General features: G+C 68.8%; 30 protein-coding genes. 21 read left to right on the top strand and 9 right to left on the bottom strand.

Translation table 11 applies throughout. The features are described from left to right. The first annotated feature begins 23 nt into the window (after positions 1–23). A complete protein-coding gene (locus AC1RLW_RS20790) occupies positions 24–713 on the top strand; it encodes a response regulator transcription factor (RefSeq protein ID WP_056574813.1) in 690 nt (229 codons plus the stop codon). An 8-nt stretch (positions 714–721) separates the two neighbouring features. Then, positions 722–2,107, top strand: coding sequence for a sensor histidine kinase (locus AC1RLW_RS20785; protein WP_493194841.1), 1,386 nt, complete (start codon positions 722–724; stop codon positions 2,105–2,107). A 4-nt stretch (positions 2,108–2,111) separates the two neighbouring features. Here AC1RLW_RS20785 and AC1RLW_RS20780 read toward each other — a convergent pair whose 3' ends face one another. From AC1RLW_RS20780 to gstA, 6 genes are all read right to left on the bottom strand, one after another. Continuing rightward, a complete protein-coding gene (locus AC1RLW_RS20780; protein ID WP_493194839.1) occupies positions 2,112–2,588 on the bottom strand; it encodes a GNAT family N-acetyltransferase in 477 nt (158 codons plus the stop codon). After that, entirely contained in the window at positions 2,585–3,070 is a 486-nt protein-coding gene (locus tag AC1RLW_RS20775; RefSeq protein WP_493194838.1) for a RidA family protein, read from the bottom strand. The genes AC1RLW_RS20780 and AC1RLW_RS20775 overlap by 4 nt, the downstream gene beginning before the upstream one ends. A gap of 78 nt (positions 3,071–3,148) precedes the next feature. Next, a complete protein-coding gene (locus tag AC1RLW_RS20770) occupies positions 3,149–4,252 on the bottom strand; it encodes an alkene reductase (RefSeq protein WP_159279063.1) in 1,104 nt (367 codons plus the stop codon). 86 nt (positions 4,253–4,338) lie between these two features. Next, on the bottom strand, positions 4,339–6,162 hold the full coding sequence (locus tag AC1RLW_RS20765; protein WP_493194836.1) for an acyclic terpene utilization AtuA family protein: 1,824 nt from the start codon (positions 6,160–6,162) through the stop codon (positions 4,339–4,341). Next, a complete protein-coding gene (locus tag AC1RLW_RS20760) occupies positions 6,159–6,956 on the bottom strand; it encodes an enoyl-CoA hydratase/isomerase family protein (RefSeq protein ID WP_493194834.1) in 798 nt (265 codons plus the stop codon). The genes AC1RLW_RS20765 and AC1RLW_RS20760 overlap by 4 nt, the downstream gene beginning before the upstream one ends. 142 nt (positions 6,957–7,098) lie before the next feature. After that, positions 7,099–7,707 carry a glutathione transferase GstA gene (gstA, locus tag AC1RLW_RS20755; protein ID WP_139704705.1) on the bottom strand — a complete coding sequence of 203 codons (609 nt, stop codon included), beginning with the start codon at positions 7,705–7,707 and terminating at the stop codon, positions 7,099–7,101. 190 nt (positions 7,708–7,897) lie between these two features. Between gstA and AC1RLW_RS20750 the strand changes: the two genes are divergently transcribed. The 9 genes from AC1RLW_RS20750 (at position 7,898) to AC1RLW_RS20710 (ending at position 16,048) form a co-directional block, all read left to right on the top strand. Continuing rightward, positions 7,898–8,083: a DUF1328 family protein gene (locus AC1RLW_RS20750; protein ID WP_013538518.1), complete on the top strand. Its 186-nt coding sequence runs from the start codon at positions 7,898–7,900 to the stop codon at positions 8,081–8,083. Next, complete coding sequence (locus AC1RLW_RS20745; protein ID WP_492742986.1) at positions 8,080–8,967, top strand: transglutaminase-like domain-containing protein; 888 nt, start codon at positions 8,080–8,082, stop codon at positions 8,965–8,967. The genes AC1RLW_RS20750 and AC1RLW_RS20745 overlap by 4 nt, the downstream gene beginning before the upstream one ends. A 197-nt stretch (positions 8,968–9,164) precedes the next feature. Next, on the top strand, positions 9,165–11,150 hold the full coding sequence (mnmG, locus tag AC1RLW_RS20740) for a tRNA uridine-5-carboxymethylaminomethyl(34) synthesis enzyme MnmG (protein ID WP_493194831.1): 1,986 nt from the start codon (positions 9,165–9,167) through the stop codon (positions 11,148–11,150). Further along, positions 11,147–11,791, top strand: a complete 645-nt coding sequence (gene rsmG, locus AC1RLW_RS20735; RefSeq protein WP_390347593.1) for a 16S rRNA (guanine(527)-N(7))-methyltransferase RsmG — start codon at positions 11,147–11,149, stop codon at positions 11,789–11,791. Before mnmG ends, rsmG begins: the two co-directional genes overlap by 4 nt. A 114-nt stretch (positions 11,792–11,905) precedes the next feature. Further along, positions 11,906–12,520, top strand: coding sequence for a LysE family transporter (locus AC1RLW_RS20730; RefSeq protein WP_099794289.1), 615 nt, complete (start codon positions 11,906–11,908; stop codon positions 12,518–12,520). Between the two features lie 29 nt (positions 12,521–12,549). Further along, the gene (locus AC1RLW_RS20725) at positions 12,550–13,470 is read left to right on the top strand and encodes a ParA family protein (RefSeq protein WP_493194830.1); all 921 of its coding nucleotides are present in this window, start codon (positions 12,550–12,552) and stop codon (positions 13,468–13,470) included. Between the two features lie 48 nt (positions 13,471–13,518). Continuing rightward, complete coding sequence (locus AC1RLW_RS20720; protein ID WP_493194828.1) at positions 13,519–14,064, top strand: RBBP9/YdeN family alpha/beta hydrolase; 546 nt, start codon at positions 13,519–13,521, stop codon at positions 14,062–14,064. Beyond that, a complete protein-coding gene (locus AC1RLW_RS20715) occupies positions 14,064–15,017 on the top strand; it encodes a ParB/RepB/Spo0J family partition protein (RefSeq protein ID WP_062473760.1) in 954 nt (317 codons plus the stop codon). The genes AC1RLW_RS20720 and AC1RLW_RS20715 overlap by 1 nt, the downstream gene beginning before the upstream one ends. 131 nt (positions 15,018–15,148) lie before the next feature. Further along, positions 15,149–16,048 carry a CsgG/HfaB family protein gene (locus AC1RLW_RS20710; protein ID WP_070061439.1) on the top strand — a complete coding sequence of 300 codons (900 nt, stop codon included), beginning with the start codon at positions 15,149–15,151 and terminating at the stop codon, positions 16,046–16,048. A gap of 87 nt (positions 16,049–16,135) precedes the next feature. Here the strand turns inward: AC1RLW_RS20710 and AC1RLW_RS20705 are convergent, their stop codons facing one another. Next, complete coding sequence (locus tag AC1RLW_RS20705) at positions 16,136–17,560, bottom strand: FAD-binding oxidoreductase (RefSeq protein ID WP_070061438.1); 1,425 nt, start codon at positions 17,558–17,560, stop codon at positions 16,136–16,138. A gap of 76 nt (positions 17,561–17,636) precedes the next feature. On the opposite strand from AC1RLW_RS20705, the gene AC1RLW_RS20700 reads away from it, so the two are divergent. The 4 genes from AC1RLW_RS20700 to AC1RLW_RS20685 all read left to right on the top strand — a co-directional run bounded on the left by AC1RLW_RS20700 (position 17,637) and on the right by AC1RLW_RS20685 (position 19,925). Then, on the top strand, positions 17,637–18,137 hold the full coding sequence (locus tag AC1RLW_RS20700) for a DinB family protein (protein ID WP_369645754.1): 501 nt from the start codon (positions 17,637–17,639) through the stop codon (positions 18,135–18,137). A gap of 14 nt (positions 18,138–18,151) precedes the next feature. Continuing rightward, positions 18,152–18,751, top strand: coding sequence for a cob(I)yrinic acid a,c-diamide adenosyltransferase (locus AC1RLW_RS20695; protein WP_062473752.1), 600 nt, complete (start codon positions 18,152–18,154; stop codon positions 18,749–18,751). After that, positions 18,748–19,104 carry a hypothetical protein gene (locus AC1RLW_RS20690; RefSeq protein ID WP_070061436.1) on the top strand — a complete coding sequence of 119 codons (357 nt, stop codon included), beginning with the start codon at positions 18,748–18,750 and terminating at the stop codon, positions 19,102–19,104. The genes AC1RLW_RS20695 and AC1RLW_RS20690 overlap by 4 nt, the downstream gene beginning before the upstream one ends. Positions 19,105–19,400: 296 nt before the next feature. Then, positions 19,401–19,925 carry a class IV adenylate cyclase gene (locus tag AC1RLW_RS20685; RefSeq protein ID WP_493194825.1) on the top strand — a complete coding sequence of 175 codons (525 nt, stop codon included), beginning with the start codon at positions 19,401–19,403 and terminating at the stop codon, positions 19,923–19,925. Here the strand turns inward: AC1RLW_RS20685 and AC1RLW_RS20680 are convergent. Further along, positions 19,892–20,269: a MerR family transcriptional regulator gene (locus AC1RLW_RS20680; RefSeq protein ID WP_095743046.1), complete on the bottom strand. Its 378-nt coding sequence runs from the start codon at positions 20,267–20,269 to the stop codon at positions 19,892–19,894. The two genes, AC1RLW_RS20685 and AC1RLW_RS20680, sit on opposite strands and share 34 nt — an antisense overlap. A 95-nt stretch (positions 20,270–20,364) precedes the next feature. Here AC1RLW_RS20680 and AC1RLW_RS20675 point away from each other — a divergent pair, with 95 nt between their 5' ends. Next, on the top strand, positions 20,365–20,826 hold the full coding sequence (locus tag AC1RLW_RS20675; protein WP_493194824.1) for a hypothetical protein: 462 nt from the start codon (positions 20,365–20,367) through the stop codon (positions 20,824–20,826). Here AC1RLW_RS20675 and AC1RLW_RS20670 read toward each other — a convergent pair. Next, on the bottom strand, positions 20,804–21,445 hold the full coding sequence (locus AC1RLW_RS20670; protein ID WP_493194822.1) for a GDSL-type esterase/lipase family protein: 642 nt from the start codon (positions 21,443–21,445) through the stop codon (positions 20,804–20,806). The two genes, AC1RLW_RS20675 and AC1RLW_RS20670, sit on opposite strands and share 23 nt — an antisense overlap. A gap of 161 nt (positions 21,446–21,606) precedes the next feature. Here AC1RLW_RS20670 and AC1RLW_RS20665 point away from each other — a divergent pair, with 161 nt between their 5' ends. Genes AC1RLW_RS20665 through AC1RLW_RS20645 form a run of 5 tightly spaced genes read left to right on the top strand, consistent with a single transcriptional unit; the run spans position 21,607 to position 26,873 of the window. Further along, on the top strand, positions 21,607–22,794 hold the full coding sequence (locus AC1RLW_RS20665; protein ID WP_493194820.1) for an ABC transporter substrate-binding protein: 1,188 nt from the start codon (positions 21,607–21,609) through the stop codon (positions 22,792–22,794). Next, a complete protein-coding gene (locus AC1RLW_RS20660; RefSeq protein ID WP_493194818.1) occupies positions 22,795–24,624 on the top strand; it encodes an ABC transporter permease in 1,830 nt (609 codons plus the stop codon). Positions 24,625–24,641: 17 nt separating this feature from the next. Then, positions 24,642–25,199, top strand: a complete 558-nt coding sequence (locus AC1RLW_RS20655; protein ID WP_070061429.1) for an OsmC family protein — start codon at positions 24,642–24,644, stop codon at positions 25,197–25,199. After that, positions 25,183–26,031, top strand: coding sequence for an ABC transporter ATP-binding protein (locus AC1RLW_RS20650; RefSeq protein WP_493194817.1), 849 nt, complete (start codon positions 25,183–25,185; stop codon positions 26,029–26,031). Before AC1RLW_RS20655 ends, AC1RLW_RS20650 begins: the two co-directional genes overlap by 17 nt. After that, complete coding sequence (locus AC1RLW_RS20645) at positions 26,028–26,873, top strand: ABC transporter ATP-binding protein (protein ID WP_493194815.1); 846 nt, start codon at positions 26,028–26,030, stop codon at positions 26,871–26,873. Before AC1RLW_RS20650 ends, AC1RLW_RS20645 begins: the two co-directional genes overlap by 4 nt. Positions 26,874–26,895: the final 22 nt, after the last annotated feature.

Raw genomic sequence — 26,895 nt, 5'->3', positions numbered from 1 at the left:
CACCCACCACTCATTCACTCACCATGCGAATCCTGCTTGTGGAAGATGACACCGTGCTGCGCGACGTGATGCTGCGCAGCCTCGCCGACGCGGGCCACCGGGTCGACGTGTCGACCAACGTCGAAGATGCCGACCACCTGTGGCGCGTGCAGCCCTTCGATGCCGTGCTGCTCGACCTCAACCTGCCCGCCACCGCCAGCCCTACCAGCGGCCTGGCGAGCGGCCTCACCGCGTTGCGACAGGCCCGTGCGCGCGGCGACCGCACGCCGGTGCTCGTGCTCACGGCGCGCGGTCGCACCGAAGAACGCATCGCCGGGCTCGACGCCGGCGCCGACGACTACCTGGGCAAGCCCTTCGACCTCGCCGAGGTGGAGGCGCGGCTGCGCGCCCTGGTGCGGCGCGCCAAGGGCACCGAAGACATCGTGGTGCTCGGCCAGCTCAAGCTCGACCGCAAGGCGCGGCGTTTCGCGGTCGCGAACGCGCCGCTCGACCTGCCGGCGCGCGAGTTCGAGGTGCTGTGGGAACTCATGAGCCCGCCGGGCCGCACGGTGAGCAAGCGGGCGCTGTCGGACAAGCTCTCGGGTTTTGACGAATCGCTGGGCGACAACGCGCTCGAGGCCTTCATTTCGCGCCTGCGCAAGAAGCTGCTCGGCTCGGGCGCGGGCATCCGCACGCTGCGCGGCATCGGCTACCTGCTCGAAGCCGAGGTGTGAGGCCGCCCGTGAGCGAGGCCACCCCACCGGTCACGCGCACTGCACCTTCGCTCACGCGGCGCGTGCTGCGCAACGTGCTGGTGCCGCTGGCGCTCACCTGGATGGCCGGCGCGGTGATCGCGCTGGTCATCGCCAACTACTTCTCCGAGCAGGCCTTCGACCGCGGCATGCTCGACGACGCCTATGCGCTGTCGGCCAATGTGCAGGCCGGCGAACGCGGCATCGAGCTGCTGCTCACGCCGCGCGAGGTGGCGACCGTGCTGTTCGATCAGACCGACAAGGTCTATTTCTCGGTGCAGCGGCTCGACGGCACGCCCATTTCGGGCAGGGTCGACCTGAAGGCACCGCTGCCCGACGAAGGTTCGCGCTACCGTTTTTCCGACATCGACTACGACGGGAACGTGCTGCGTGCCGTGGTGCTCGATCACGACGCCGAACCCGGCCTGCACATGCCCTACCGCGTGATCGTGGCCCAGACCACGCTGAGCCGCGCCGCACTGGTGCAGCGGCTGCTGTTCTATGCCATGGCGCCGCAGGTGCTGCTGCTCGTGCTGCTGGCCGTGTGGCTCTGGCACGGCATCCGACGCGACCTGCGACCGCTCGGCGAACTGCAGCGTGCGCTCGACACCCGCGATGTGCGCGACCTCTCGCCGGTGACCGTGGCGCAGACCTCGAAAGAACTGCAGCGCCTGGGCGATGCCGTCAACGCACTGTTCGATCGCCTGCGCCACAGCGTGCGCGCGCAACGCGAGTTCGTGGGCAACGTGGCGCACGAACTGCGCACGCCCCTCGCAGGCATTCGCGCGCTGGCCGAGTACGGGCTTGCGCAGCACGACACCGAGGTGTGGCGCGAACAGCTCACGCGCGTGTCCGAACGGCAGGCGCGTGCGAGCCACCTGATCGACCAGCTGCTTGCGCTGGCATTGGCCGACGAGGCGCGCACCGACCTGCAGCGCACGCCCGTGTCGCTCGACATGCTGGCCGAGCAGACCGTGCTGCGCCACCTCGCGCGCGCCGATGCACGCGGCGTCGACCTGGGCGCGCGCGGCCTCGACGACGGCGTGACGGTGCTTGCGAACGAAGCGCTGGTGGAGGGCATCCTCGACAACCTGATCGACAACGCGTTGCGCTACGGCGGACGCACGATCACCGTCGAACTCGCGGGTCGCACGCTGAGCGTGATCGACGACGGACCCGGCATTCCGCTCGAGGCGCAGCGCGACCTCATGCAACGCTGGGCGCAAGGCCCCGCGGGCCAGAAGCTGGGGCAGGGCGCGGGGCTGGGGCTGTCGATCGTGGCGCGTTATGCCGAGTTGCTGGGGGCCGAGTTGCGGCTCGACGCCGCTGAGCCCACGGGCCTGCGCGTGAGCGTGACCTTTGGGGACGACGCCTGACAGTTCACGCGCTTGTCAGTGGCTTGCGCAGATAGACGCGCGTGCGCCCGTCGAGCGATTCGCGCCGGAACTCGACATAGCCGATGCGCTGGTAGAGCGCGAGGTTCTCGGTCATCTTCTCGTTCGTGAACAGGTAGATCGATGCGTGGCCCTGGCGCAGTGCCTCGCGCTCGGCCAGTTCGAGCAGCGCGCGGCCCGCGCCACTGCCCTGGTGGTCGGGGTGCACCGCGATCACGTCGATGAGAAAGCCCTCGTCAGTCACGTCGAGCAACAGCGCCGCACCGATCTGCGAACCCTTGCGCTCGGCCACCCACACCTGCAGATGGGCGATGGCCTGCGCGTAGTCGCGCGTCATCGGCCGCGGCGTGAGGCCCAGGCGCGCGATGTAGGTGCGGAAGGCTTCGACGGCGCACGCAGTGACGGCCGCCACGTCGGCGGCGGTGGCGCGGCGCAGGTGCCAGGGTGCTGCTTTGTCGCTCACGCGTCGAACTCGACCTCGCCCTCGATCTCCACCGGGATGCCGAAAGGCAGCTCCGCCATGCCCACGGCGCTGCGCGCATGGGCGCCGACCTCGGGACCGAAGAGTTCGAGGATCAGGTCGGAAAACCCGTTGATGACCGCCGGCTGCTGTTGAAAGCCGGGCGCCGAGGCCACCATGCCGAACACGCGCGTCCATGCGGTGATGCGGTCCAGGTCGCCGAGCGCGCGCTGCAGGCTGCCGAGCATCGCGAGGCCGGTGAGGCGCGCGGCGGCGTAGCCTTGGTCGACTGTCAGCTCTGCGCCGAGCTTGCCCAGCGGCGCAGCGATGCGGCCATCGGCCGTGAGCGGGCCGTGGCCCGAGACGATCGCGCGCCGGCCGATGAGGCGGACGAACTGGAAGGGAAGGACGACGCCGGGTGGTGGCGTGACGGGAGGGGGCAGCACGAGGCCGAGTGCTGCAAGCCGTTGTTCGATGCGGGCCATGGCGTTGCGCTCCTGCAGGCGGACGTTGATGAAGAGGTCCGCCGCATCTTGCCATGGCCCTCAGGGGCCGTCGTGGGCTCAGCCCAACGCCGGATAGTCCGTATACCCCTTCACCCCACCCCCATACATCGTCGCCTTGTCCAGCTCGTTGAGCGGCGCGTGCTCGCGCAGGCGGCGCACCAGGTCGGGGTTCGAGATGAAGGGCTTGCCGAAGGCCACGAGGTCGTCGCCTTCCTTCACGGCTTCTTCAGCCAGGGGGCGGTCGTAGCCGTTGTTGACCATCCAGGCGGCCTTGCCGCCTGCGGCGCGGTAGGCAGCCTTGAGGGCTTCGTAGTCGAAGGGGCGGTCGGCGATCTCGCGCGGGCCGCCGGTGGCGCCTTCGATGATGTGGATGTAGGCCAGGTTCAGCGGCGCGAGCTGCTGCACGACATAGGTGAACAGCGGCTGCGGGTCGCTGTCGTGCGCGTCGTTGGCGGGCGTGACGGGCGACAGGCGGATGCCGGTCTTGCCGCCGCCGACCGCGTCGACCACGGCGCGCGTGGATTCGAGCAGCAGGCGCGCGCGGTTCTTGATGGAGCCGCCGTAGTCGTCGGTGCGCTTGTTGCTGCCGTCTTTCAGGAACTGGTCGAGCAGGTAGCCGTTGGCGCCGTGCAGCTCCACGCCGTCGAAGCCCGCGGTCTCGACGGCGTTGCGTGCGGCCGCGGCGTAGGCGTGGACGATGCCGGGCAGTTCGGCCGCGTCGAGCGCGCGCGGTTCCGACGTTTCAACGAAGGTGGGCACGCCGTCCTTGATGAGCACGGTCTTGGTCTTGGCGGTGATGGCCGAGGGCGCGACGGGCTTGCCGCCACCGGGTTGCAGTTCGGTGTGCGAGACGCGGCCCACGTGCCACAGCTGCACGACGATCTTGCCGCCCTCGGCGTGCACGGCGTCGGTCACGCGCTTCCAGGCGTCGAGCTGCTCGGTGCCGTAGAGGCCGGGCACGTCGGCGTAGCCCTGGCCCTGGTGGCTGATGGCGGTGGCTTCGGTGATGAGCAGGCCGGCGCTGGCGCGCTGGGCGTAGTAGGTGGCGGCGATGTCGGGCGGGATCGCGTTGGGCGAGCGGTTGCGCGTGAGCGGCGCCATCACGATGCGGTTGGCGAGCTGGAGGTCGCCGGCCTGGACGGGGTCGAAAAGGGTGGACATCGTGGATTGAGGGGGCAGAGTTGAAACAGGCGCAAGGCTAAGCCGCCCGTCTCAACCCTGCTGTCGCACGGTTGTCCCGATTGGTGCTAAGAAAGCAACCGCGCCAGCAACGCCGGGCTTACGCGCACGGGCAGCGCCAGCAGGATCTGTCCCATGCCCTTGCCGAGCGGGTCGTTGCGCAGCGAGGCCATGCCGCCGCCGCCCAGCGCCTGCTCGCAGACGAAGTTGAAGGCGTGGATGCCGGGCACCTCGTGGCGCGTGACGCGGCCCTGCACCAGGTGCGCGAGCCATGCGGCCACGCGCGCCTCGGTGAGCTGCGCGCGCAGCAGCGGCAGCAGTTCGGGATGGCGCGCGATGACGCCGATGTTCGAGGTGTCGCCCTTGTCGCCGCTGCGGGCCCACGCGAGGCGGATCAGCGGGACCTCGATGGCGTCGTCGCCGGGCGTGGCCAGGGGCAGTTCATCGTTGGTGCGCACAGCGGGCGGGTCGTCGCTGGTGGCGTGCGTCGCGGGCACATCGACGGCCTGCCCATCGACGCGCACCTGCGGGATCACGCGTGCCTTGTCGAGCAGGAACGCGTACTGCCGGATCGATGGCGACACCGAGGCGCGTCCGCCGCCCGCGCCCGTGGTGCCGGGCGCCCACGAGGTGCCGGCCGGCGCGACCTCGCGCGCGAACAGCTCCAGCGCGTCCTTGCGCGGATGCGTCACGGCGAGCCGCAGCACGGCCTCGCGGATCTGCAGCGCCTGTGTCTGCGCGTGCGGGCCGTAGCAGGACTCGGCGCCGAGCACTTCGAGCTGCGTGCCGCTGTAAGGCCCGAGGCCCTGTTGCGCGAAGAGGGCGCCGGTGCGCGCGAGGATCGCTTCGCCGGTGCGCCGCGCCTTGGCCACCGCGTCGAAGCCGACGATCGTGAGCTGCGCCGCGGTCTTGAAGCCGTCGACATACGTGGCGCAGACCTTGTAGCTGCCGGTGGGTGCGTGGCCGCGCGCGCCGTGCACGCGCACGCGGTGTTCGCCCGCCTGTTCGATGCGCACCTGCGTGAAGTTGGCCACCACGTCGGGCAGCAGGTAGGCGGCAGGGTCGCCGATTTCGTAGAGCATCTGCTCGCCGACCACGGCGGGCGTGAGCTTGCCGCCGGTGCCCGCGGGCTTGGTGACGACGAAGCTGCCGTCCGCGCTGCATTCGACGATGGGGTAGCCGATGTTCGGCCAGTCGGGCACGGTGTCCCAGTCGGTGTGCAGGCCGCCGGTGGCCTGGCAGCCGCACTCGATGATGTGGCCCGCGAGGCTGCCCGCGGCGAGCAGGTCGTGGTCGCCGGGCTGCCATTGGAATTCGTGCATGAGCACGCCGAGCGTGACGGCCGAGTCGACGCAGCGGCCGGTGATGACGACCTGCGCGCCCGCGTCGAGCGCGGCCTGGACCGGGCGCGCGCCCAGATAGGCATTGGCGCTGAGCACGCGCTCGGGCAGCGGTGCGCCGCTCTGCAGTTCGCGCACAGGCGGTTGCGAGGCGCGCAGCTCGGGCAGCAGCGGCGACACGTCGTCACCGCTCACCACGGCGATCTTCAGCGAGACGCCTTGCTCGGCGGCCAGTGCCGCGAGCGCATCGGCGCAGCCTTGCGGGTTGACGCCGCCCGCGTTGCTCACGATGCGGATGCCCTGTTTCACGGCGTCTTTCAGCACGGCCTTCATCGCGACCGTCACGAAGTCGGTCGCGTAGCCCAGCTCGGGCTTCTTGAGCCGTGCGCCCGCGAGGATCGACATGGTGAGCTCGGCGAGGTAGTCGAACACGAGGTAGTCGATCTGCCCGCTGGCCACGAGCTGCGGCGCGCCCACGCTGCTGTCGCCCCAGAAGCCCGAGGCGCCGCCGATGCGCACGACGCGATTGCTGTTGTGGTTGCTGCTGTTCATCGTCCGCTCCATTGCGGCTTGCGCTTCTCGCGGAAGGCGAGCTGGCCTTCGGCCGCGTCTTCGGTGAGCGCGAACAGGCCGATCTGGCTTTCGGTGAAGGCCATCGATTCCTCGAAGGCCATGGCCTCGATCTTCTTCATCGTGTACAGGCCGCGGCGGATGGCGGCGGGCGACTTGTCGAGCAAGCGACCCAGCAGCCAGTCGACGCTCTCGTCGACGTCGTCGCTCACGCGGTTGACCAGCTTCAGCTCGAGCGCCTGCGCGGCGTCGATCGGTTCGCCGGTGATGCACATCTCGGCCAGCACGCGGCGCGGCAGCAGGCCGCCGAGCACGCTGAGCACCTGCGCGGGAAACACGCCGACCTTCACCTCGGGCAGGCCGAACACGGCCTGGCGGCTGGCCACGGCCAGGTCGCACATCGCCATGAGGCCCATGCCGCCCGCCATGCAGGCGCCGTTGACGCGCGCGATCAGCGGCACGGTCGATTGCCGCGCCTGGCGAAAGAGGTTGGCCATGCCCTGGTAGGGCGCGGCGTAGTCGAACTTGAAGGAGGTGCCGCTTTGCAGGTCGGCGCCGGCGCAGAAGGCGCGCGTGCCGGCGCCCGTGAGGACCACGGCGCGCACGGCGGTGTCGCGGTTGGCGCGTGCCAGTGCATCGGACAGGCCCTCGAGCACGGCCGCGTTGATGGCGTTGCGGCGCTCCTGGCGATCGATGGTGAGCCACATGACGGGCCCGCGCATCTCTTCGCGCAGTTCGACGGGGAAAGGGGAAGAAGGGGGAGGGGATTCGGACATGGGCGGCTCGGCTTCCTGGTGACGGATGCCGTAGCGTCGCCCGAAAAAAAAGCCGCGGCATGCGGCTTGTGGCTGCGGTGATCCGGGTTTTCCCTTGGGGTGGCCCGGACCGTCGCTGGCGTCGCGTTCTGCGCGCTTCGGCTTACTTCAGCAGGCCTTCGGCCTTCATCGCTTCCTGAACGGCGGGGCGGGCGGCCACGCGGGCGTGCCAGGCCAGCACGTTGGGGAAGTCCGAGATGTCCACGCCGGTGGGCTTGGTCCAGTTGGTGACGGTGAACAGGTAGCCGTCGGCCACGCTGAAATGCTCGCCCATCAGGTACTGCTTGGCGGCGAGTTCGCTGTCGAGCCACTGGAAGCGGGCCTTGAGCTTGTCCTTGGAGATGGTCTTGGCTTCCTCGGGCATGGCCGGGTTGAACAGCGGGCTGAAGCCCTTGTGCATCTCGGTGCCGATGAAGGTCAGCCATTCCTGCAGGCGGTAGCGCGGCATGGTGCCGTTGGCGGGCGCGAGGTTCTTGGTGGGGGCGAGGTCGGCAATGTACTGGACGATGGCCGGGCCTTCACGCAGGCGGGTGCCGTCGTCGAGCTCGAGCATCGGCACGTAGCCCAGCGGGTTGATGCCGTAGTAGTCGGTGCCGTCCTGCAGCTTGTGGCTCTTGGTGCTGGCCAGCACCGGCTCGAAGGCGATGCCCGCTTCGTGCAGCGCGATGTGGGGGGAGAGCGAGCAGGCGCCGGGCGAGTAGTACAGCTTCATTCGAAAAAACTCCAATGGATAGAAGGAAAAGATCTGTGCGACCGAAAGGGATGCTAGCGGGTTTGGCTGCATCGCGTTTTTGTCCTACGGCGGCTCGCGCGTGGCGACTATCGGGCGGCGCGGCGGGGCTTCCTACAGTCCGGACACGGCGGCGCATGCCCGCCGCAAAGCAACCAAGGAGTGGTTCACCATGCTCAAGTACGCGATCATTTTTGCGGTCATCTCGCTCGTGGCGGGTCTGCTGGGCTTTGGCGGCGTGGCGGCCGGCGCGGCGGGCATCGCCAAGCTGCTGTTCGGCCTGTTCCTCGTGCTGGCGGTGCTGTTCGTGGTGCTGGCCGCACTTGGCGTGGGCGCGGTGAAGAAGGCGCTCGATTGACCGCCTTGCCCCATGCCATGCACCTGTCGCACGTCGACCTGCGCCTGGACTACGAGGTGGACGCCCCGGCGCACCTGCGGCTGAACATCGAGGCCGCGCGCACGGGTGCGCAGGCGGTGCTGGCCGAGACGCTCACCATCGAGCCGCCCGTGCGGCTGCGGGTGGGCTGCGAGCCCGACAGCGGCAACCGCTTCGTGCGCTTCGACGCGACGCCCGGCCCGCTGACCATCGCCTACCGCGCGACGGTGCGGCGCCCGGTGGTGCATGTGCCGGCCACCTTGCCCGAGGTGCCGGTGAGCCAGCTGCCCGACGCGGTGCTGGGCGACCTGCTGCCCACGCGCTATTGCGAGTCGGACCTGCTGGCGCGCTGCGCGCAGCAGCTCTTCGGCGACCTGCCGCCGGGCATCGGCCGCGTGCAGGCGATTGCCGACTGGATCCACGACAGCATCGTCTACGTGCCGGGCAGCAGCGACTCGACCACCACCGCGCGCGAAGTGTTCGTGCAGCGCGCGGGCGTGTGCCGCGACTTCGCGCACCTGGGCATCACCTTCTGCCGCGCGCTCAACATTCCGGCGCGGCTGGTGGTGGGCTATGTGTGGTTCGACGAACCGCCGCAGGACTTCCATGCCGTGTTCGAAGCATGGCTGGGTGGGCAGTGGGTGCTGTTCGATCCAACGCGCATGGCGCCCGTCGACCGGCTGGTGCGCGTGGGCACGGGGCGCGACGCGAAGGACGTGGCCTTCTCCACGATCTTCGGCGCGGTGCGCATGACCGACAAGAAGCTCGCCGTGCGCGAATTGCAGGACGAGCGGGCCATTGCGCCGCGCACGCCGGCACCCAGTGGCGAGCTGCGGGGCATCGAGAAGCCCGAACCGGTGCTCTGACCCTCCCAAGTGACCGCCCGATGCGGGTTGTTTGCTATTAAATATATAGCATCCTGCGCAATGACGGCGAGGCTCTGGACCGATTTTGGCGTGGCCCCCTAGCTTGTCCACACAGGGGTTGCGGCAGGGCATCGCCGCTTAAAATTAGTGCCCTTTTTTGCGCCGCGCACGCGTCCTGTGGTGCGCTCCTTTTTCCAATGCTGTACCCCGAAGAATTCGATGTGATCGTCGTCGGCGGTGGCCATGCCGGCACCGAAGCCGCGCTCGCTTCCGCACGCATGGGCGCCAAGACGCTGCTGCTCTCCCACAACATCGAGACGCTGGGGCAGATGAGCTGCAACCCGTCGATCGGCGGCATCGGCAAGGGCCACCTCGTGAAGGAGGTCGACGCGCTCGGCGGCGCGATGGCCATTGCCACGGACGAGGCGGGCATCCAGTTCCGCATCCTCAACTCGAGTAAGGGCCCGGCCGTGCGCGCCACGCGGGCGCAGGCCGACCGCGTGCTGTACAAGGCCGCGATCCGCCACCGCCTGGAGAACCAGCCGAACTTGAGCCTGTTCCAGCAAGCCGTCGACGACCTGATGATCGAAGGCGATCGCGTGGTCGGCGCCGTCACGCAGGTGGGCATTTCTTTCCGCGCGCGCACCGTGGTGCTGACCGCGGGCACGTTCCTCGACGGCCGCATCCACGTCGGCCTCGACAACTACCAGGCCGGCCGCGCGGGCGACCCGCCGGCGATCAGCCTGTCGGCGCGCCTGAAGGAACTGAAGCTGCCACAAGGTCGCCTCAAGACCGGCACACCGCCGCGCCTGGACGGCCGCAGCATCGACTTCTCGAAGTGCACCGAACAACCCGGCGACGGCATGCCCGGTGGGGCAGGGCCGATGCCGGTGTTCAGCTTCATGGGCAAGGTCGAGATGCACCCGCAGCAGATGCCGTGCTGGGTGACGCACACCAACCAGCGCACGCACGACATCATCCGCTCGGGCTTCGACCGCAGCCCGATGTTCACCGGCAAGATCGACGGTGTCGGTCCGCGCTACTGCCCGAGCGTCGAAGACAAGATCAACCGCTTCGCCGACAAGGACAGCCACCAGATCTTTCTCGAGCCCGAAGGCCTGACGACCAACGAGTACTACCCGAACGGGATCTCGACCAGCCTGCCGTTCGACATCCAGTACCAGCTGGTGCGCTCGATGCCGGGCCTGGAAAACGCCCACATCCTGCGCCCGGGCTACGCCATCGAGTACGACTACTTCGATCCGCGCGAGCTCAAGAGCAGCTTCGAGACCCGTGCGATTCGCGGCCTGTTCTTTGCTGGACAGATCAATGGCACCACCGGCTACGAAGAGGCAGCGGCCCAAGGCCTGTTCGCCGGCATCAACGCCGCGCTGCAATGCCGCGGCGAAGACGCCTGGCTGCCGCGCCGCGACGAGGCCTACCTGGGCGTGCTGGTCGACGACCTGATCACCAAGGGCGTGACCGAGCCGTACCGCATGTTCACCAGCCGCGCCGAGTTCCGGCTGCAGCTGCGCGAGGACAACGCCGACATGCGCCTGACCGAAGCAGGGCGCAAGCTGGGCCTCGTGGACGACGCGCGCTGGGACGCTTTCAGCCGCAAGCGCGACGCTGTTTCACGTGAAACAGAGCGGCTCAAGTCGATCTGGGTGAACCCGCGCAACCTGCCGGCGACCGAGTCGGCCCGGGTGCTGGGCAAGGCCATCGAGCACGAATACAACCTGGCCGACCTGCTGCGCCGGCCCGACGTGAACTACGAAACCCTGATGTCGCTGGACGGTGGCAAGTACGCCGCCAGCACGGCCTTGGGCGAATCCGAGATCGAGCAGATCGAGATCTCGGCCAAGTACTCCGGCTACATCGAGCGCCAGCACGACGAAGTGGAGCGCGCCGCCCACTTCGAGAACCTGAAGCTGCCGGCCGACTTCGACTACGGCCAGGTCAAGGCCCTGAGCTTCGAGGTGCGCCAGAAGCTGGACAAGCACCGGCCTGAAACGCTGGGGCTGGCATCGCGCATCTCGGGCGTCACGCCCGCCGCGATCTCGCTGCTGATGATTCACCTGCGCAAGGGCGGGCACAAGGCCTTCGCCCGCGACGCCGCCGATACCGCCACGACCACAGAAACCACCGAAGCTGCTGCCACCGAGCCGCACACCGCACCATGAGCGCGACGCCCCTCGACACGCTGCGCGCAGGCGCAGCCGCCCTGGGCGTGGCCCTGTCCGACACGCAGGGCGAACAGCTGCTGGCCTACGGCACGCTGATGCTCAAGTGGAACAAGGTCTACAACCTGACGGCCGTGCGCGACCCGGCCGGCGTCATGACGCACCACCTGCTCGACAGCCTCGCGGCCGTCGCACCGCTGCAGCGCGAGTGGGCAGGGAAGGGCAGGCTGCTCGACGTTGGCTCCGGCGGCGGTCTGCCGGGCGTGGTGATCGCCATCATGCGGCCCGACATCGAGGTCAGCTGCCTCGACGCCGTCGCCAAGAAGGCGGCCTTCGTGCAACAGGTGGCGGCCGAACTGGAGCTGCCGAACCTGCGCGGCCTGCATGCACGGGTTGAATCGCTGGCCGGCAGCTACGAGGTGATCAGCTCGCGCGCCTTCGCGTCGTTGCCCGATTTCTTCAACGGCTCGGTGCATCTGCTGGCACCGGGCGGCGTCTGGCTGGCCATGAAGGGCAAGATGCCGACCGACGAACTGGCCGCCTTGCCGGCCGGCGTCGCAGTGTTTCACGTGGAACAACTGACGGTGCCGGGCCTGGACGCCGAGCGCTGCATCGTCTGGGCGCGCAAAGAGGCCGCCTGATTTCGTAAAAGATGCGACGGTGCCGGCAAAAGCCGGTGCCGGAGCAATCTTCCCGGCGCTGGCCTGCCTTAGACTCGAAGCCTCCCCCTGGCTCTCTTTTTCGAGGCACATCCCATGTTCGGCATCGCTGACTACGGCGCATTCGTCGCCGCCATCGTCCTGTTCCTTCTGATTCCCGGCCCGGGCAATCTGGCGCTGATCACTTCGACCAGCAAAGGCGGCATTCGTGGCGGCCTGGCAGCGACCTTCGGCGTGATCCTGGGAGACCAGGTCCTGATGTGGGCAGCGGTGGCGGGTGTGTCGGCCGTGCTGGCCGCTTACCCGGCGGCCTTCAAGGCGGTGCAGTGGCTGGGCGCCGCCTACCTGGCGTGGCTCGGCCTCAAGATGCTCCTGGCCAAGCCCGGCGCGGCGCCGATTTTGAACATCCGTCCGAGCCATTTCCTGCGCCAGGCGCTGACGATCACCTTGCTGAACCCCAAGGCGATCGTGTTCTACATGGCCTTCTTCCCGCTGTTCGTCGATCCGGCGCGCCACCAGGGCCTCATCACTTTCGGCGCCATGGCCGTGACCATCGCCGCGCTGACCTTCCTGTACGGCCTGACCTCGACGCTGCTCACGCACTTCCTGGCCGAGCGCATCCGCGCCAATCCCCGCATCTCGGCCACGCTCGAAAAGCTGGCCGGCACCTTCCTGATTGCCTTCGGCATCAAGCTCGCGATCTCGCGCTGACCGACCCCGACGACCCGCACTGACGACACATGGCCAAGATTTTCTGCATCGCCAACCAGAAGGGCGGCGTCGGCAAGACCACCACCACCGTCAATCTCGCCGCCGGCCTGGCCAAGGTGGGCCAGCGGGTGCTGATGATCGACCTCGACCCCCAGGGCAACGCCACCATGGGTTCGGGCATCGACAAGCGCCAGCTGGAGCTCACGGTGTACGACGTGCTGCTCGAATCGGCCTCGGTGGCAGAGGCGCGGGTGAAGTCCGACAAGCTTGTCGAGGCCGAAGCCAGCTACGACGTGCTGGGCGCCAACCGTGAGCTGGCCGGCGCCGAAGTCGAAATGGTGGCGCTCGACCGCCGCGAAAAACGCCTGCGCACCGCGCTGGCCGCGGTCGGTGCCGAGTACGACTTCGTGCTGATCGACTGCCCGCCCAGCCTGAGCCTGCTGACGCTCAACGGCCTGTGCGCGGCCCACGGTGTGATCGTGCCGATGCAGTGCGAGTACTTCGCGCTCGAAGGGCTCACGGACCTGGTCAACACCATCAAGCAGGTGCACGCCAACCTCAACAAGAACCTGCAGATCATCGGCCTGCTGCGCGTGATGTTCGATCCGCGCATCACGCTGCAGCAGCAGGTGAGCGAGCAGCTCAAGTCCCACTTCGGCGACAAGGTGTTCGACACCGTGATCCCGCGCAATGTGCGCCTGGCCGAAGCGCCGAGCTACGGCCTGCCGGGCGTGGTGTTCGACCCGTCCGCCCGCGGCAGCCAGGCCTTCATCGCCTTCGCCGAAGAGCTGGTCGCCAAGATGCCGCCCGCGAGCGCTTTCGCCTCGGGTGCGGTGGCACCGCCGGTCACGCCCGCACCGCGCGTGGTGCCCGACTTGCCGATTCCCGACGATGTGCTGGCCGCAGCGCCTTCTGCTTCCGTCGCCGATACCGACCAAAACCCCGTCTGATGCTCGCCCGATGGGCGGCAGGCGCTATCAAGTTCGTAGCAACCAGCCATGAGTGAACCCCGCATCCTGCTGCTGCCCGGATGGCAGAACAGCGGCCCCGGCCATTGGCAGACCCGCTGGGAGTCGCTCTACGGCGACCGCCGCGTCGACCAGCACGAGTGGATGCGCCCGCTGCGCGGCGACTGGTCGATCCGCCTCGAAGAAGAAGTGCTGGCCGCGCCGGGCCAAGTGGTGCTGGCCGCGCACAGCCTCGGTTGCATCCTCACCGCCGCCTGGGCGGCCCATTCGCGCAACACGCACAAGGTGCGCGGCGCGCTGCTGGTGGCGCCCGGCGACCTGGAGCGCGACGATCTGCGCCAACTGATTCCCGGCTGGGCGCCCATCGTGCGCCAGCCGCTGCCGTTTCCGGCCGTGCTCATCGCCGCCAACGACGACCCGTACTGCGAAGCCTTGCGCTCCAAGCAGCTGGCCCGCGACTGGGGCGCACGCTTCATCGATGCCGGCACCGGCGGCCACCTGAACGCCGAATCCGGCCTGGGCGACTGGCCCGAAGGCCGGAAACTCCTGAACGACCTCTCGAAAGACACGCACTGATGGCGACCAAGAAACCCAAGGGCCTGGGCCGCGGCCTCGAAGCGCTGCTCGGCCCGACGGCCGCACCCTCCGCCGATCCGCTCGGCAATGGCGGCGACCGCGCCACGGAAGAGGGCGGCGCCCCGCAGAACCCCAACACCCTGAAGCTCGACCAGATGGTGGCCGGCGTCTACCAGCCGCGCACCCGCATGGACGAGGGCGCGCTGTACGAGCTGGCCGAGAGCATCAAGGTGCAGGGCATCATGCAGCCGATCCTGGTGCGCCGGCTCGATGCCGAATCGGCTGCGGCCAAGAATGCCGAGTACGAAATCATCGCGGGCGAGCGGCGCTTCCGTGCCGCCCGGCTCGCCGGCCTGGACACCGTGCCGGTGCTGGTGCGCGACGTGCCCAACGAGGCCGCGGCGGCCATGTCGCTCATCGAGAACATCCAGCGCGAAGACCTCAACCCGCTGGAAGAGGCCCAAGGCCTGCAACGCCTGGTGACCGAGTTTGGGCTCACTCACGAAATGGCGGCCCAGGCTGTCGGTCGGTCGCGCAGCGCCGCCAGCAACCTGCTGCGCCTGCTGAACCTGGCCGAGCCCGCCCAACTGATGCTGATGGCCGGCGACATCGACATGGGCCATGCGCGCGCGCTGCTGTCGCTCGACCGCGGCACGCAGATCACCGCCGCCAACCAGATCGCCGCCAAGAAGATGTCGGTGCGCGAGGCCGAGGCGCTGGTGAAGAAGCTCGCGGCCGAGTTCACGCTCACGCCCTCGCGGCGCGGCAATGCCGGCGAGAAGTCGCGCGACCTGCAGCGCGTGGAAGAAGAGCTGGCCGACCTGCTGACGGCCGAGGTCGAGGTGCGCATCAAGAAGCGCACGAAGCGCGGCGAAAGCGGCGAGCTGGCGATCCACTTCGGCTCCATCGAAGCACTCAACGGGCTCATCGAGCGCATCCGCCGAACGGCCTAGTTCGGTCCGGGTTGCGAAGACGGACCCCAGCGTTCGTTTGATTGATTCCTGCAATCCTTTGCGCGTATCCTCGATCGCGGTTTTTCTTTCAGCCCTGCAAGACCACCACCATCGAAACGAGGGAGTCGACCATGCCGTTCTTCGCCACCAAGTTCCCGCTCGCCGCAGTCGCCGTCGGCGCGCTGCTGCTCACGGGCTGCGCCACCACCGACATGCAGATGGGCAGCCAGTCGGCCAAGACCATGGCCACCGGCAGCGCCGCCGGCGGTGCCACCTCGGGCGAGAGCAGCCAGCTCGAGCGCTGCGAATCGCCGCTGGGCACCGTCTCGCTGGTCGAGAACGTCAACGCCGGTTGGTACACCATCCTCACGGGCGAGTACCGCCTGCCGCCTACTGCAAATCTGTTGCGTTTGCTGGTCCAGCAGTCAAACTGCTTCATCGTGGTCGAGCGCGGCGCGGCCGGCATGAACGCGATGACGCGTGAACGTGCGCTGCAGCAGTCGGGCGAGATGCGCGGCGGCAGCAACTTCGGCCGCGGCCAGATGGTGGCGTCCGACTACGGCCTGTCGCCCGAGATCGTGTTCAGCAACAGCGATGCCGGCGGCATCGGCGGCGCGCTCGGCGGCCTTGTGGGCGGCGGCCGTGGCCGCGCCATCGCAGCCGTCGGCGGCAGCCTGCAGACCAAGGAAGCCAGCGCGCTGCTGACGCTCATCGACAACCGCTCGGGCGTGCAGGTCGCAGCAGCCGAGGGCAGTGCTTCCAAGACCGACTTCGGCGCCTTCGGCGGCCTGGCCGGTCGCAGCGGCGCCGGTGGCCTTGGCGGCTACACCAACACGGCACAAGGCAAAGTGATTGCCGCAGCCTTCATGGACGCCTTCAACCAGATGGTTCGTTCGCTGCGCAACTACAAGGCGCAGACGGTGCGCGGCCAGGGCCTGGGCGGTGGTGGCCGTTTGGGTGTCGATGGGGGCGCTGCGCCTTCGCAGACCTACGTGCCGCCGGAGCCGGCACCGGCACGTCGCCGCAGGTAAGAACAGGACGCGGGCCTTCGGGCCACGAAAAAGCCCGGCGCTCTTGCGAGCCGCCGGGCTTTTTCATTGATGCGTGATCGCGAGGGATCAGAGGCTGAAGATCTTGCCCGGGTTCATGATGTTCTTCGGATCGAGCGCGCGCTTGATCGTGCGCATCATGTCGATCGCGCCCACGCCGGCTTCGGTCACCAGGAAGTCCATCTTGTGCAGGCCCACGCCGTGCTCGCCCGTGCAGGTGCCTTCGAGCGCCAGCGCGCGGCTCACCAGCGCGTGGTTCAGTTCTTCGGCCTTCACGCGCTCTTCGGGGATGTTCGGATCGAGCAGATAGCCGAAGTGGAAGTTGCCGTCGCCCACGTGGCCGACGAGGAAGTAGGGGATGCCGCTGGCATCGGCTTCGGCCACCGAGTCGAGCAGGCAGTCGGCCAGGCGCGAGATCGGCACGCAGGTGTCGGTCGAGATCACGCGGCAGCCCGGGCGTGACTGGACCGCGGCGAAGTAGCTGTTGTGCCGCGCGGTCCACAGGCGCGTGCGTTCTTCCGGCGTGCTGGCCCATTCAAAGGCGTTGCCGCCGTGGCCGCTCGCGAGCTCCTGCACCGTCTCGGCCTGCTCCTTCACACCCGCGGGCGAGCCGTGGAATTCCATCAGCAGCATCGGCTCTTCGCGCAGGTTCAACTTGGCGTAGGCGTTGACCATGCGCACCGTGTTCACGTCGATGAGCTCCACGCGCGCGATCGGCACGCCGAGCTGGATGGTCTCGATGGTGGTGCGCACCGCAGCCTCGATGCTCGGGAACGAGCAGATCGCCGCCGACACCGCCTCGGGCAGCGGGTAGATGCGCAGCGTGACTTCGGTGACGACGCCCAGCGTGCCTTCGCTGCCCACCATGAGGCGCGTGAGGTCGTAGCCGGCCGACGACTTCTTGGCGCGCGTGCCGGTGCGGATGATGTCGCCGCTGGCCGTGACCACCTCGAGCGCCAGCACGTTCTCGCGCATCGTGCCGTAGCGCACCGCGTTCGTGCCGCTGGCGCGCGTGGCCGTCATGCCGCCGATGGAGGCGTCGGCGCCCGGGTCGATGGGGAAGAACAGGCCCGTGCTCTTGATCTCTTCGTTGAGCTGCTTGCGCGTGACGCCGGGTTGCACCGTCACCGTGAGGTCGTCGGCGTTGATCGACAGCACCTGGTTCATGCGCGACACGTCGATGCTGATGCCGCCTTGCACCGCGAGCAGGTGGCCTTCGAGTGAAGAGCCCACGCCGAAGGGAATGACCGGCACGCTGTGCTCGCTGGCGAGCTTCACGGCATCGGCAACATCCTGCGTGCTTTCGGCGAACACCACGGCCGCGGGCGGCGGCGCGTCGAACGACGACTCGTCGCGCCCGTGCTGCGTGCGCACCGCCATCGCCGTGGAACAGTTGTCGCCGAAGCGCGCCTTCAGCCCGTCGATCAGGGCCGCGGGGACATCGCGCAGATGAAGCGCCGGCATCAGGTGCGAGGTGGAAGTCGGGGCGTTCATCGGGCGTCTCCTGGAGGGGCTGAGGGGGATCGGTCATTTTACGGAGCGCGCACCATAATGCGCTTCGGTAAAAGACATGAACCCCACGACCCTTGCAGCCCTCGCGGCCTTTCCCTCGCAGCTCGAAGCCCACTACGCGGCCATTCCCAAAGCCTTCCGGCATTGGGCGCCGCCTTCGTGGGAGGGCGTGCCCAGCGAGGCCTTCACCGCCATCGAGCAGCTGTGCCATGTGCGCGACATCGAGATCGAGGGCTACCACGTGCGCTTTCGCCGCACGCTGGCCGAAACCCATCCGACGCTCGCATCGATCGACAGCGAGCCGCTGGCCATCGAGCGCCACTACGGCGCGGCCGACCCTGCCACCGTGCTCGCCGAATTTCGCCTGGCGCGCGTGCAGACGATGGAAATCATCTCGCAGCTGAGCGACGCGCAGCTCGCGCGCACGGCCGTGTTCGAGGGCTACGGCCCGCTCACGATGCGCAGCCTCATCCATTACCTGTGCAGCCACGACCATCAGCATCTGGCCGGACTGCAATGGCTGGCCGGCAAGATCGACGCCGCCGGCCTTTCGACCTGAACCGAGGAGCGCCCATGGGCAACCGACTTTCCCAGATCGCCACCCGCACCGGCGACGACGGCACCACCGGCCTGGGCGACAACACCCGCGTGCCCAAGGACCACCTGCGCGTGCACGCGATGGGCGACGTGGACGAACTCAACTCGCACATCGGCGTGCTGCTGTGCGAACCGCTGCCAGAGCCCGTGCGCGAGCTGCTGGTCGATGTGCAGCACCAGCTCTTTAACCTTGGCGGCGAACTCTCGATGCCCGGTTTCACGCTGCTCAAGCCCGAGGCGCTGCTGCAGATCGACAACGCACTGGCCGACCACAACGCAGCCTTGCCGCGCCTGGCCGAATTCATCCTGCCCGCCGGCACGCGCGCCGCCTCGCTCGCGCACGTGTGCCGCACCGTGGCGCGGCGTGCCGAGCGCGCCGTGGTGTCGCTGGGCGCCACCACCGAACTCAACGACGCGCCGCGCCAGTACCTCAACCGGCTCAGCGATCTGCTCTTCGTGCTCGCACGCGTGCTCAACCGCATGAACGGCGGCGACGACGTGTACTGGAAGAGCGAACGCATGGCCCGCGCGGCCGCCGCCGAATCCGAAGACCACTCCCAGGGGACGACGCCATGAAGAAGCTTCACATCACCACCGCATCGCTCGCCGCCATCGCCGCCGCGCTCTGGCTGCCCGTCACCGCGCAGGCGCAGAGCGCCGACAACCCGCCCCAGGCCGAACGCGCCCACACGATCAAGTCGCCCTCGCGCAGCGGCAAGGTGGTGGGCAGCGTGCAACGCGGCACCAACGCCGCCGGCCGCGGCGTCAACCGCGCCGATGCCGCCACGCGGCGCGGTGTGAGCAACGTGTCGGAAAAAGCCAGCCGGCCCGTGCGCAACGTGGGCGAGGCCTTCGGACGCAAGCTGGCACCGGGGTCGAGTGGGCGTGCGGCACCGCCGCCTGTGGGACCGCAGGGCAACGCGCCCTGATTCAGCGCTGCTGTTCAGGGCGACGCTCACGCCGACGGGGTACCTTGCTCCGCGAATGTCCTCCGCCCTTCGGGCTCCCCCTTAATTTCGCTGCGCAAGGCACCCCGTCGGTGTGAGCGTTGGGCAGTGCAGCCGTTGATCGGCCACACAACGACCGCGCCCATCGTGCGCAGGACACTGGGTGCTTCCCGCAGCGAAATCAAGGAGGAGGCCGAAGGCCGGGGGACATTCGCGGAGGGAAGTACCCGGTGGCCTGTGCACGCGCCCCGAACCCACCGAAAGGAAAGTCCACAGACATGGCAAGAAACATAGAGATCAAGGCCCGCATCGACAGTGTGGACCGCATCGCAAAAATCGTCGCAACGCTCGCCGACCAGGGCCCCATCGAGATCGCGCAAGACGACACCTTCTTCCGCTGCGAGCACAGCGCCGACCGCCTCAAGCTGCGCACCTTCGCGCCCGACCGCGCCGAACTCATCTTCTACCGCCGCGCCGACAGCACCGGCCCGAAGGAATCGTTCTACCTGATCACGCCCACCACCACGCCCGACGCGCTGCGCGAATCGCTCACGCTCGCCTGGGGCCAGGCTGGCCGCGTGCGCAAGCAGCGCCGTCTGTTCCTCGTGGGCCGCACGCGCGTGCACCTCGACCGCGTCGAAGGCCTCGGTGAATTTCTCGAACTCGAAGTGGTGCTGCAAGATGGCGAGCCCGCCGACGCCGGCGTGGCCGAAGCCCATGCACTCATGGCCCGGCTCGGCGTCGCTGAAGACCAGCTGGTGCAGGGCGCCTACGTCGACCTGTTGCGCGCGCAGGCCGCCTGAGCCATCGGACAGCCGGCGGGTACGCGCGCCAGCAGGTCTTGCCGCAGCGCATTCAGCTCGGCGATCTTCTGGTCGATGACCGCGACCTTGTCGGCCAGCAGCGCCGCGATGGCATCGTCGGGCGCCGCCGACTCCCATACCGCGGGCAGGTTGTCGCCGATCTCGTGGAGGCTGAAGCCGAGCTTCTGCGCGGTGCGGATGTAGCCCACCATCTGCACGGTTTCCTTCGCATAGACCCGGTAGCCGTTGCTGCCGCGTTGCGCGCGGATCAGGCCGCGCTCTTCGTAGAAACGCAGCGTGTCGCGGCTCAAGCCCGTCGCCGAAGCCAGCTGGCCGATCTGCATGGTCGTGGTTCCTTCGCCGAAGAATGTGCTTGACCCTGGAGCGTACCCGAGGCTTTAGCTTCCGGGGCTTCTTCACTCCTGCAGGGCTCTTCTTCATGATCGCGCTTCCCACCTACCAACGCATCGTCCGCGCCAGCGCCTGGTACGACCTCGTCGTGACCATCGGCTTCGCCACCCCGTGGACCTTCGCCGCAGTGCACACCCTGCTGCTGTGGACCATCCAGACGCTGCAGCTGCCAGGCAGTTTTCCGGCCTTCGACCCCGTGCACATGCTGATGGCCAACCTGCTCGGCTCCGTGGTCACCGTCTGGGCCGTGCTGCGCATCCGCGATCCGCGCCTGCGCTATGGCCGCTACGACGCCGTGGCGCGCTTCCTGTTCGCGACCTGGCAGGTCTACGCCGTGACGCAGGGCGCCAGCCTGATCATCCTCGGCTTCACCGCGATGGAGCTGCTGTTCGGCGTGCTCGAGAGCCTGCCAGTGCGCGGCGCCACGGCACGCGCGCCGATGCACGCCGACGACCGCGCCACAGGCCTCAGCGCCAGCCCGCAGCCTTGAGCTGCTCGGCCAACTGCTGCGCCACCTGGGCGTAGCCCTTCGCGTTCGCATGGATGCGGTCCGAGCGCAGGGCCGCGTCCGACAGCACGCTCGAATACACACCGGCGACCAGCAACGCCTGCCCCGACTTCGCGACCTCTTCGTAGAACGGCGCATCGCTGAGCGAGCCGACCACCGCGCGCATCGCATCGGGCGCCGGCGTGGCCAGCACCGCCACATGCGACGTGTGCGCGCGCGCCTGCTCGATCAATGCCGCAAGGTTCTCGCGCGTGCTGGCGGGCGACACGCCGCGCAGCATGTCGTTGCCGCCGATGCCGATCAGGATCGCGTCGTAGCTGCCGGCGGACAGCAGCGCGGGCAGGCGTTCCAGCGCACCCGCCGAGGTGTCGCCGTTGACGCCCGCGTTCTCGACCTGCCAGCCCGTGAGCTCGCCCAGCTTTGCGGGCCACGCCGTCTCGGGCGATGCGCCGTAGCCGAAGGTCAGGCTGTCGCCCAGCGCCAGCACGCGGGCATCGGGCTTCAACGCATTGGCTGAGGCCTTTCGTTTGCCGCACGCGGAGAGCAGCAGGGCGGTGGCCGGCACGCCGGCGAGCATCTGGAGGAGGTGGCGTCGCTTCATGTGGCGCGCAGCTTAAACGAGGCCGTGCGGCCGTTGGCGCTTGCCCCTTCGCTTGCTCGGAAAGCGCATAAGCCTCTCCGTTTTCGTTCCTTCCCGGCGCCGGGACAGCGGCGAAGAATCGCGGCCCTGCACATCCCTTCACTGCCACCGAGGTCCGCCCCATGCCGCCGCTGTTCACCCGCCATCGTTTCCTGCGCCATGCGGTCGCACTGTCCGCCGCCTTGCTGGCCGCGCCGCTCGCGGCCTGGGCCGCACCCGCCAGCGGCGAGCCCGTGTGGTTCGGCGTGAGCGGTCCGCTCACCGGACAGAACGCGCAGTACGGCGCGCAGTGGAAGGCCGGCTTCGACCTCGCGCTGGAGCACGTCAACGCGCAGGGCGGCATCCACGGCCGGCCGCTGGCCTACAACTTCGAGGACAGCCAGAGCGACCCGCGCCAGTCCGTCGCCATCGCGCAGAAGCTCGTGAACGACAAGCGCGTGCTCATCGAACTCGGCGACTTCTCCAGCCCCGCCTCGATGGCCGCCTCGCCCATCTACCAGCGCGCGGGCCTCGTGCAGCTGGGCTTCACCAACTCGCACCCCGACTTCACCAAGGGCGGCGACTACATCTGGAGCCCGTCGATCAGCCAGGCCGACGCACAGCCGCTGCTGGCCGACTTGGCCGTGAAGACGCTGGGCTTCAAGCGCATCGCCGTGCTGTTCCTGAACACCGACTGGGGCCGCACCAGCAAGGACGTGCTCGTGAAGGCCGCGCAGGAGCGCGGCGCGCAGCTGGCCATTGCCGAGGGCTACCAGCCCGACGAGAAAGATTTCCGCTCGACCCTGGTGCGCGTGCGCGACGCCAACCCCGACGGTGTGGTGCTCATCTCGTACTACCCCGACGGCGCGCTCATCGCGGGCCAGGTGCGCAGCGTGGGCCTGAAGCAGCCCATCGCCGCCGTGGGCTCGGTCTACTCGCCCAAGTTCATCGAGCTCGGCGGCGCGGCCGTGAACGGCATCCACACCAACACCGCCTTCTTCCCCGAGGAGCCGCGCACCGAAGTGCAGGCCTTCGTGAAGAGCTTCCGTGCCAAGTACAGCAAGGAGCCCGACGCCTTCAATGCCTATGCCTACGACGCCGTGGTGTACGCCGCCGCCGCGCTGCGCGAGGCGGGCCCCAAGGCCGACCGCAAGGCCGTGCGCGACGCGTTTTACAAGATCAAGGACGTGCCCAGCGTCATCTTCGGCAAGGCCACCTTCGATGCGCAGACGCGCCGCGTGATCGGCGTGAAGAGCGTCAACCTGGTGGTGAAGGACGGCAAGTGGGCGCAGATCGACGAGAAGGCGGCGGCGCTGGCATCGGCCAAGTAGATGAGCTTCACCTCCTTCTTCGACCACACGGTCAACGGCCTGATCATCGGCAACATCTATGCGTTGCTGGCGGTCGGGCTCGCGCTGATCTTCGGCGTCTCGCACCTCATCAACTTCGCGCACGGCTCGGTCTACACCGTGGGCGCGTACATCGGCTGGGCGAGCATCACCTACCTGCATACGCCGTTGCCGGTCACCATAGTGCTGGTGGTGCTGGGCTCGGGCGCGCTCGGCATGCTCATCGAGCGCGTCGGGCTGCGGCCATTGCAAGGCGCCGCGCGCATCGCGCCGCTCCTGGCCACCATCGGCATCAGCTTCGTGCTCGACATCCTCGTGCAGCTGGTGTTCAGCCCCGACCCGCGCGCGCTGCCCACGCAGCTGCCCGACTGGCGCCTGCAGATCGGCACCGGCACCATCGGCGCGCTCGACCTCTTGATCGCGGGCATCGGCATCGCGAGCGCGGCCGTGCTGTTCGGCTTCCTGCGTTTCACGAAGCTGGGCTGGGCCGTGCGCGCCACCGCGCAGGACCGCGACGCCGCGCAGCAGATGGGCGTGGACGTGAACCGCGTGAACCAGACCGTGTTCGCCATCGCGGCCGCACTGGGCGGACTCTCGGGCCTGCTGGTGGGCATGTACTACAACAACATCAGCCCGGCGATGAGCTTCCAGGCCACGCTCAAGGGCGTGGTGGCCACGGTGGTCGGCGGCGTGGGCAACGTGCCGGGCGCCATCGTCGGCAGCCTGCTGCTGGGTCTCATCGAAAGCTACGGCGTGGCGATTCTCGGCACGCCGTACCGCAACCTCTTTGCCTTTGCGTTGCTGCTGGTCATTCTGGTGTGGAAGCCCAATGGCTTGTTCGGCCGCAAGCGTGTGCTGCCGCCCGAGCCGCTCACCGGCACCTTCATCGCACCGAGCAAGCCGTGGCGCGTGCCGCCGCGCGTGTTGCTCGCGCTGTTCGCCGCGGCCGTGCTGTTGCCGCTGTTCGATCCGTCGCCCTATGTGCTGCAGACGCTCACCAACGCGTGGCTCTACGGTGCGCTCGCACTGAGCCTCACGCTGGTGGCCGGCACCATCGGCCAGATCTCGCTGGGCCACGCGGGGCTGCTGGCCATCGGCGCGTACGCCTCGTCGCTGCTGGTGCTCGACCTGCACCTGCCCGTGGGCACGGGCATCGTGGCCGCGGGCGTGCTCACCTCGCTGATCGGCACGGCGCTGATCTTCCCGGCCTTCCGGCTGCGCGGGCACTACGTGTCGATCGCCACGCTGGGCATCGGCGAGATCGTGGCGCTCACCATCCTCAACTGGGAAAGCCTCACGCGCGGGCCCATCGGCGTCTCGGGCATTCCGCCGCTGTCGCTGTTCGGGCGCGATGCGTCGTCGAACGAGGCGATCTACTGGGCCTCGTTCGGTGCGCTGGTGCTGCTGGCCCTCCTGCAGTGGCGCCTCTTGCGCTCGCACTTGGGCCGCACCTTCCGCGCCGTGCGCGAAGACGAGGTCGCCGCGCGCGCCTACGGCGTGAGCCCCGACCGCTACAAGGCGCTGGCCTTCGGCTTCGGCGGCTTCGCGGCGGGCGTGAGCGGCGCCTTCACCGCGCACATGTACTCGTACATCAACCACGAGACCTTCGGCTCGCAGATCTCGATCCTCGCGCTCACGATGGTGATCCTCGGCGGGCTCGGGAACATCAGCGGCGCACTGCTGGGTGCGGTCGCGCTCGTGAGCCTGCCCGAGCTGTTCCGCGTGACGGCCGAGTACCGGATGCTGATCTACGGCGTCGCGCTCCTGCTCCTGATCCGCTTCCGTCCCCAAGGCCTGCTCGGCACCGTCTGAAAGAACCACCAAACACCATGAGCCACCTCAACGACTACCTCGCCGAGAAACGCGCCGCCGTGCTGGCGCGCAACGCCGCGGTCGCGGCCGGCACCGCACAGCCCTCGCAGCTCAAGGCCAGCGTGCGCGCCGAAGGCCGCAGCGGTGTGCGCCGCCTGCGCATCCGCGAGCACCAGGTCATCAGCGACAGCCCGCCCGACTTCGCGGGCTACAACCTCGGCCCGAGTTCGCCCGAGCTGCAGCTGGGCGTGCTCGGCACCTGCGTGACGCACATCTTCCTGATCCAGGCGGCCGAACGGCAGGTGCCGCTCGAAAGCCTCGAGGTCGAGGTGACCGGCGTCATCGATCCGCGCGGCGGCAAGCCGGGCCACGAGCAGACGCCGATCTGGCCGCACGAGATCGGCTACACCGTGCACATCGATTCGCCCGCGAGCCGCGAGGAGATCGATGCGCTGTTCGAGGCGGTGGAGCGCAACTGCCCCATCCTCAATCTGCTGCGCAACCCGCAGGCCATTCGCGCCGAGGTGAAGCTCGTGAACTCGAAGGCGAAGGTCGCCGATGCCGTCGCTGCTTGAGGTCCGCGGCCTCGTGCGCCGCTTCGGCGGGCTCACGGCCGTCAACGCCGTCGACCTGCAGGTGGGCGAGGGCGAACTGCTGAGCGTGATCGGCCCGAACGGCGCGGGCAAGACCACGCTGTTCAACCTCGTCACCGGCCTCGACAAGCCCGATGCCGGGCAGGTGCGCTTCGACGGCCAAGACATCACCGGCCTGCCCGCGCAGCAGCTCGCACAGCGCGGCCTGGCGCGCACCTTTCAGCACGGGCGCGTGTTCGCGAACCTCTCGGTGCTCGACAACGTGCTGGTCGGCGCGCACACGCGGCTGCGCGCCGTGAAACCGCGCGTGGGCGGCGTGCCGGGCCTCGGGGCGCTGGCCGAGCTGGCGCTTGCGCTGGTGCAGCCAGGGGCGGTGCGGCGCGAGGAAGAAGCGCTGCGCGACGAGGCGCGCGAGATCATCGCGCTCTTCGGCGAACGCCTCACGCCGCGCACCGACCATCCGGCCTACAGCCTCTCGTATGCCAACCGCCGCCGCGTGGAGATCGCGCGTGCCCTCGCGCTGCGGCCGCGCCTGCTGCTGCTCGACGAGCCCACGGCCGGCATGAACGAGAGCGAGACGGCCGAGATGCTGGAGATCATTCGCGGCCTCAAGGCGCGCCGCCAGACCATCCTGCTGATCGAGCACAAGCTCGACCTCGTGATGCAGCTGTCCGACCGCGTGGCCGTGCTCGACGACGGCCGCAAGATCGCCGAAGGCCTGCCGGACGCGGTGCGTAACGACCCCGCGGTGATCGAGGCCTACCTCGGCCATCGGCAGGTCGGCGAAGCGCAGGAAGAAGCGGTGCCCGCATGATCGCCACCGTTGCCCGCACCGGCCTGTCGCCTTCGTCCCTCTGGGGAGAGGGGAGAAACGACGATCTGCCTGAACGCGCCGTCACGCAGGCGCCGGCGAGTGCGGTTGCGCCCCTGCTGCAGCTCCAGAAGGTCAACAGCTTCTACGGCCCCGTGCAGGCGCACTTCGATCTCGACATCGAGGTGCGCAAGGGCCAGATCGTCAGCCTGCTCGGCGGCAACGCCAGCGGCAAGTCGACCACGATGAAGATCGTGCTCGGCCTGCTCAAGCCGCGCTCGGGCGAGGTCCGCTTCAACGGCGAATCGACGCTCGACCTGAGCACGCCGCAGATCATCCGCAAGGGCATCGGCTCGGTGCCCGAGGCACGCCGCCTGTTCCCCGCGATGACCGTGCGCGAGAACCTGCTCATGGGCGCCTATGCGCGCCGCGACCGCGCGGCCGTGGCCGACGACCTGGAACGCATGCTCGAGCTGTTCCCGCGCGTGGCGCAGCGCCTGGGCTTCCTGGCCGGCACGCTCTCGGGCGGCGAGCAGCAGATGGTGGCCATGGCGCGCGCGCTCATGGGCCGGCCGCAGCTGCTGTGCATGGACGAGCCCACCATGGGCCTGTCGCCGCTGTACGTCGACAAGGTGCTCGAGCTCATCGCGCGCATCAACGCGCAGGGCGTCTCGGTCTTCATGGTCGAGCAGAACGCCAGCCTCGCGCTGCAGATCGCGCACCACGGCTACGTGCTGCAGACGGGCCGCATCGTGCTCTCGGGCCCGGCGCGCGCGCTGCTGGCCGACGCGCGCATCCGCGACGCCTACCTGGGCGGCGAGGGCGCCGCCCGCACCGCCTCCTGACGACGACCCCTTTGCCGCGAGG

Source organism: Variovorax sp. GW822-FHT04A09 (assembly GCF_058801005.1).
This window is presented reverse-complemented; position numbering and strand designations above follow the sequence as displayed.

Bases quoted from the DNA above. Each gene is read 5' to 3' on its own strand.
- AC1RLW_RS20790 (WP_056574813.1), top strand. From the start codon at position 24: ATGCGAATCCTGCTTGTGGAAGATGACACCGTGCTGCGCGACGTGATG.
- AC1RLW_RS20775 (WP_493194838.1), bottom strand. From the start codon at position 3,070: ATGGCCCGCATCGAACAACGGCTTGCAGCACTCGGCCTCGTGCTGCCC.
- AC1RLW_RS20770 (WP_159279063.1), bottom strand. From the start codon at position 4,252: ATGTCCACCCTTTTCGACCCCGTCCAGGCCGGCGACCTCCAGCTCGCC.
- AC1RLW_RS20765 (WP_493194836.1), bottom strand. From the start codon at position 6,162: ATGAACAGCAGCAACCACAACAGCAATCGCGTCGTGCGCATCGGCGGC.
- AC1RLW_RS20760 (WP_493194834.1), bottom strand. From the start codon at position 6,956: ATGTCCGAATCCCCTCCCCCTTCTTCCCCTTTCCCCGTCGAACTGCGC.
- gstA (WP_139704705.1), bottom strand. From the start codon at position 7,707: ATGAAGCTGTACTACTCGCCCGGCGCCTGCTCGCTCTCCCCCCACATC.
- AC1RLW_RS20750 (WP_013538518.1), top strand. From the start codon at position 7,898: ATGCTCAAGTACGCGATCATTTTTGCGGTCATCTCGCTCGTGGCGGGT.
- mnmG (WP_493194831.1), top strand. From the start codon at position 9,165: ATGCTGTACCCCGAAGAATTCGATGTGATCGTCGTCGGCGGTGGCCAT.
- rsmG (WP_390347593.1), top strand. From the start codon at position 11,147: ATGAGCGCGACGCCCCTCGACACGCTGCGCGCAGGCGCAGCCGCCCTG.
- AC1RLW_RS20730 (WP_099794289.1), top strand. From the start codon at position 11,906: ATGTTCGGCATCGCTGACTACGGCGCATTCGTCGCCGCCATCGTCCTG.
- AC1RLW_RS20725 (WP_493194830.1), top strand. From the start codon at position 12,550: ATGGCCAAGATTTTCTGCATCGCCAACCAGAAGGGCGGCGTCGGCAAG.
- AC1RLW_RS20720 (WP_493194828.1), top strand. From the start codon at position 13,519: ATGAGTGAACCCCGCATCCTGCTGCTGCCCGGATGGCAGAACAGCGGC.
- AC1RLW_RS20715 (WP_062473760.1), top strand. From the start codon at position 14,064: ATGGCGACCAAGAAACCCAAGGGCCTGGGCCGCGGCCTCGAAGCGCTG.
- AC1RLW_RS20710 (WP_070061439.1), top strand. From the start codon at position 15,149: ATGCCGTTCTTCGCCACCAAGTTCCCGCTCGCCGCAGTCGCCGTCGGC.
- AC1RLW_RS20705 (WP_070061438.1), bottom strand. From the start codon at position 17,560: ATGAACGCCCCGACTTCCACCTCGCACCTGATGCCGGCGCTTCATCTG.
- AC1RLW_RS20700 (WP_369645754.1), top strand. From the start codon at position 17,637: ATGAACCCCACGACCCTTGCAGCCCTCGCGGCCTTTCCCTCGCAGCTC.
- AC1RLW_RS20695 (WP_062473752.1), top strand. From the start codon at position 18,152: ATGGGCAACCGACTTTCCCAGATCGCCACCCGCACCGGCGACGACGGC.
- AC1RLW_RS20690 (WP_070061436.1), top strand. From the start codon at position 18,748: ATGAAGAAGCTTCACATCACCACCGCATCGCTCGCCGCCATCGCCGCC.
- AC1RLW_RS20685 (WP_493194825.1), top strand. From the start codon at position 19,401: ATGGCAAGAAACATAGAGATCAAGGCCCGCATCGACAGTGTGGACCGC.
- AC1RLW_RS20680 (WP_095743046.1), bottom strand. From the start codon at position 20,269: ATGCAGATCGGCCAGCTGGCTTCGGCGACGGGCTTGAGCCGCGACACG.
- AC1RLW_RS20675 (WP_493194824.1), top strand. From the start codon at position 20,365: ATGATCGCGCTTCCCACCTACCAACGCATCGTCCGCGCCAGCGCCTGG.
- AC1RLW_RS20670 (WP_493194822.1), bottom strand. From the start codon at position 21,445: ATGAAGCGACGCCACCTCCTCCAGATGCTCGCCGGCGTGCCGGCCACC.
- AC1RLW_RS20665 (WP_493194820.1), top strand. From the start codon at position 21,607: ATGCCGCCGCTGTTCACCCGCCATCGTTTCCTGCGCCATGCGGTCGCA.
- AC1RLW_RS20660 (WP_493194818.1), top strand. From the start codon at position 22,795: ATGAGCTTCACCTCCTTCTTCGACCACACGGTCAACGGCCTGATCATC.
- AC1RLW_RS20655 (WP_070061429.1), top strand. From the start codon at position 24,642: ATGAGCCACCTCAACGACTACCTCGCCGAGAAACGCGCCGCCGTGCTG.
- AC1RLW_RS20650 (WP_493194817.1), top strand. From the start codon at position 25,183: ATGCCGTCGCTGCTTGAGGTCCGCGGCCTCGTGCGCCGCTTCGGCGGG.
- AC1RLW_RS20645 (WP_493194815.1), top strand. From the start codon at position 26,028: ATGATCGCCACCGTTGCCCGCACCGGCCTGTCGCCTTCGTCCCTCTGG.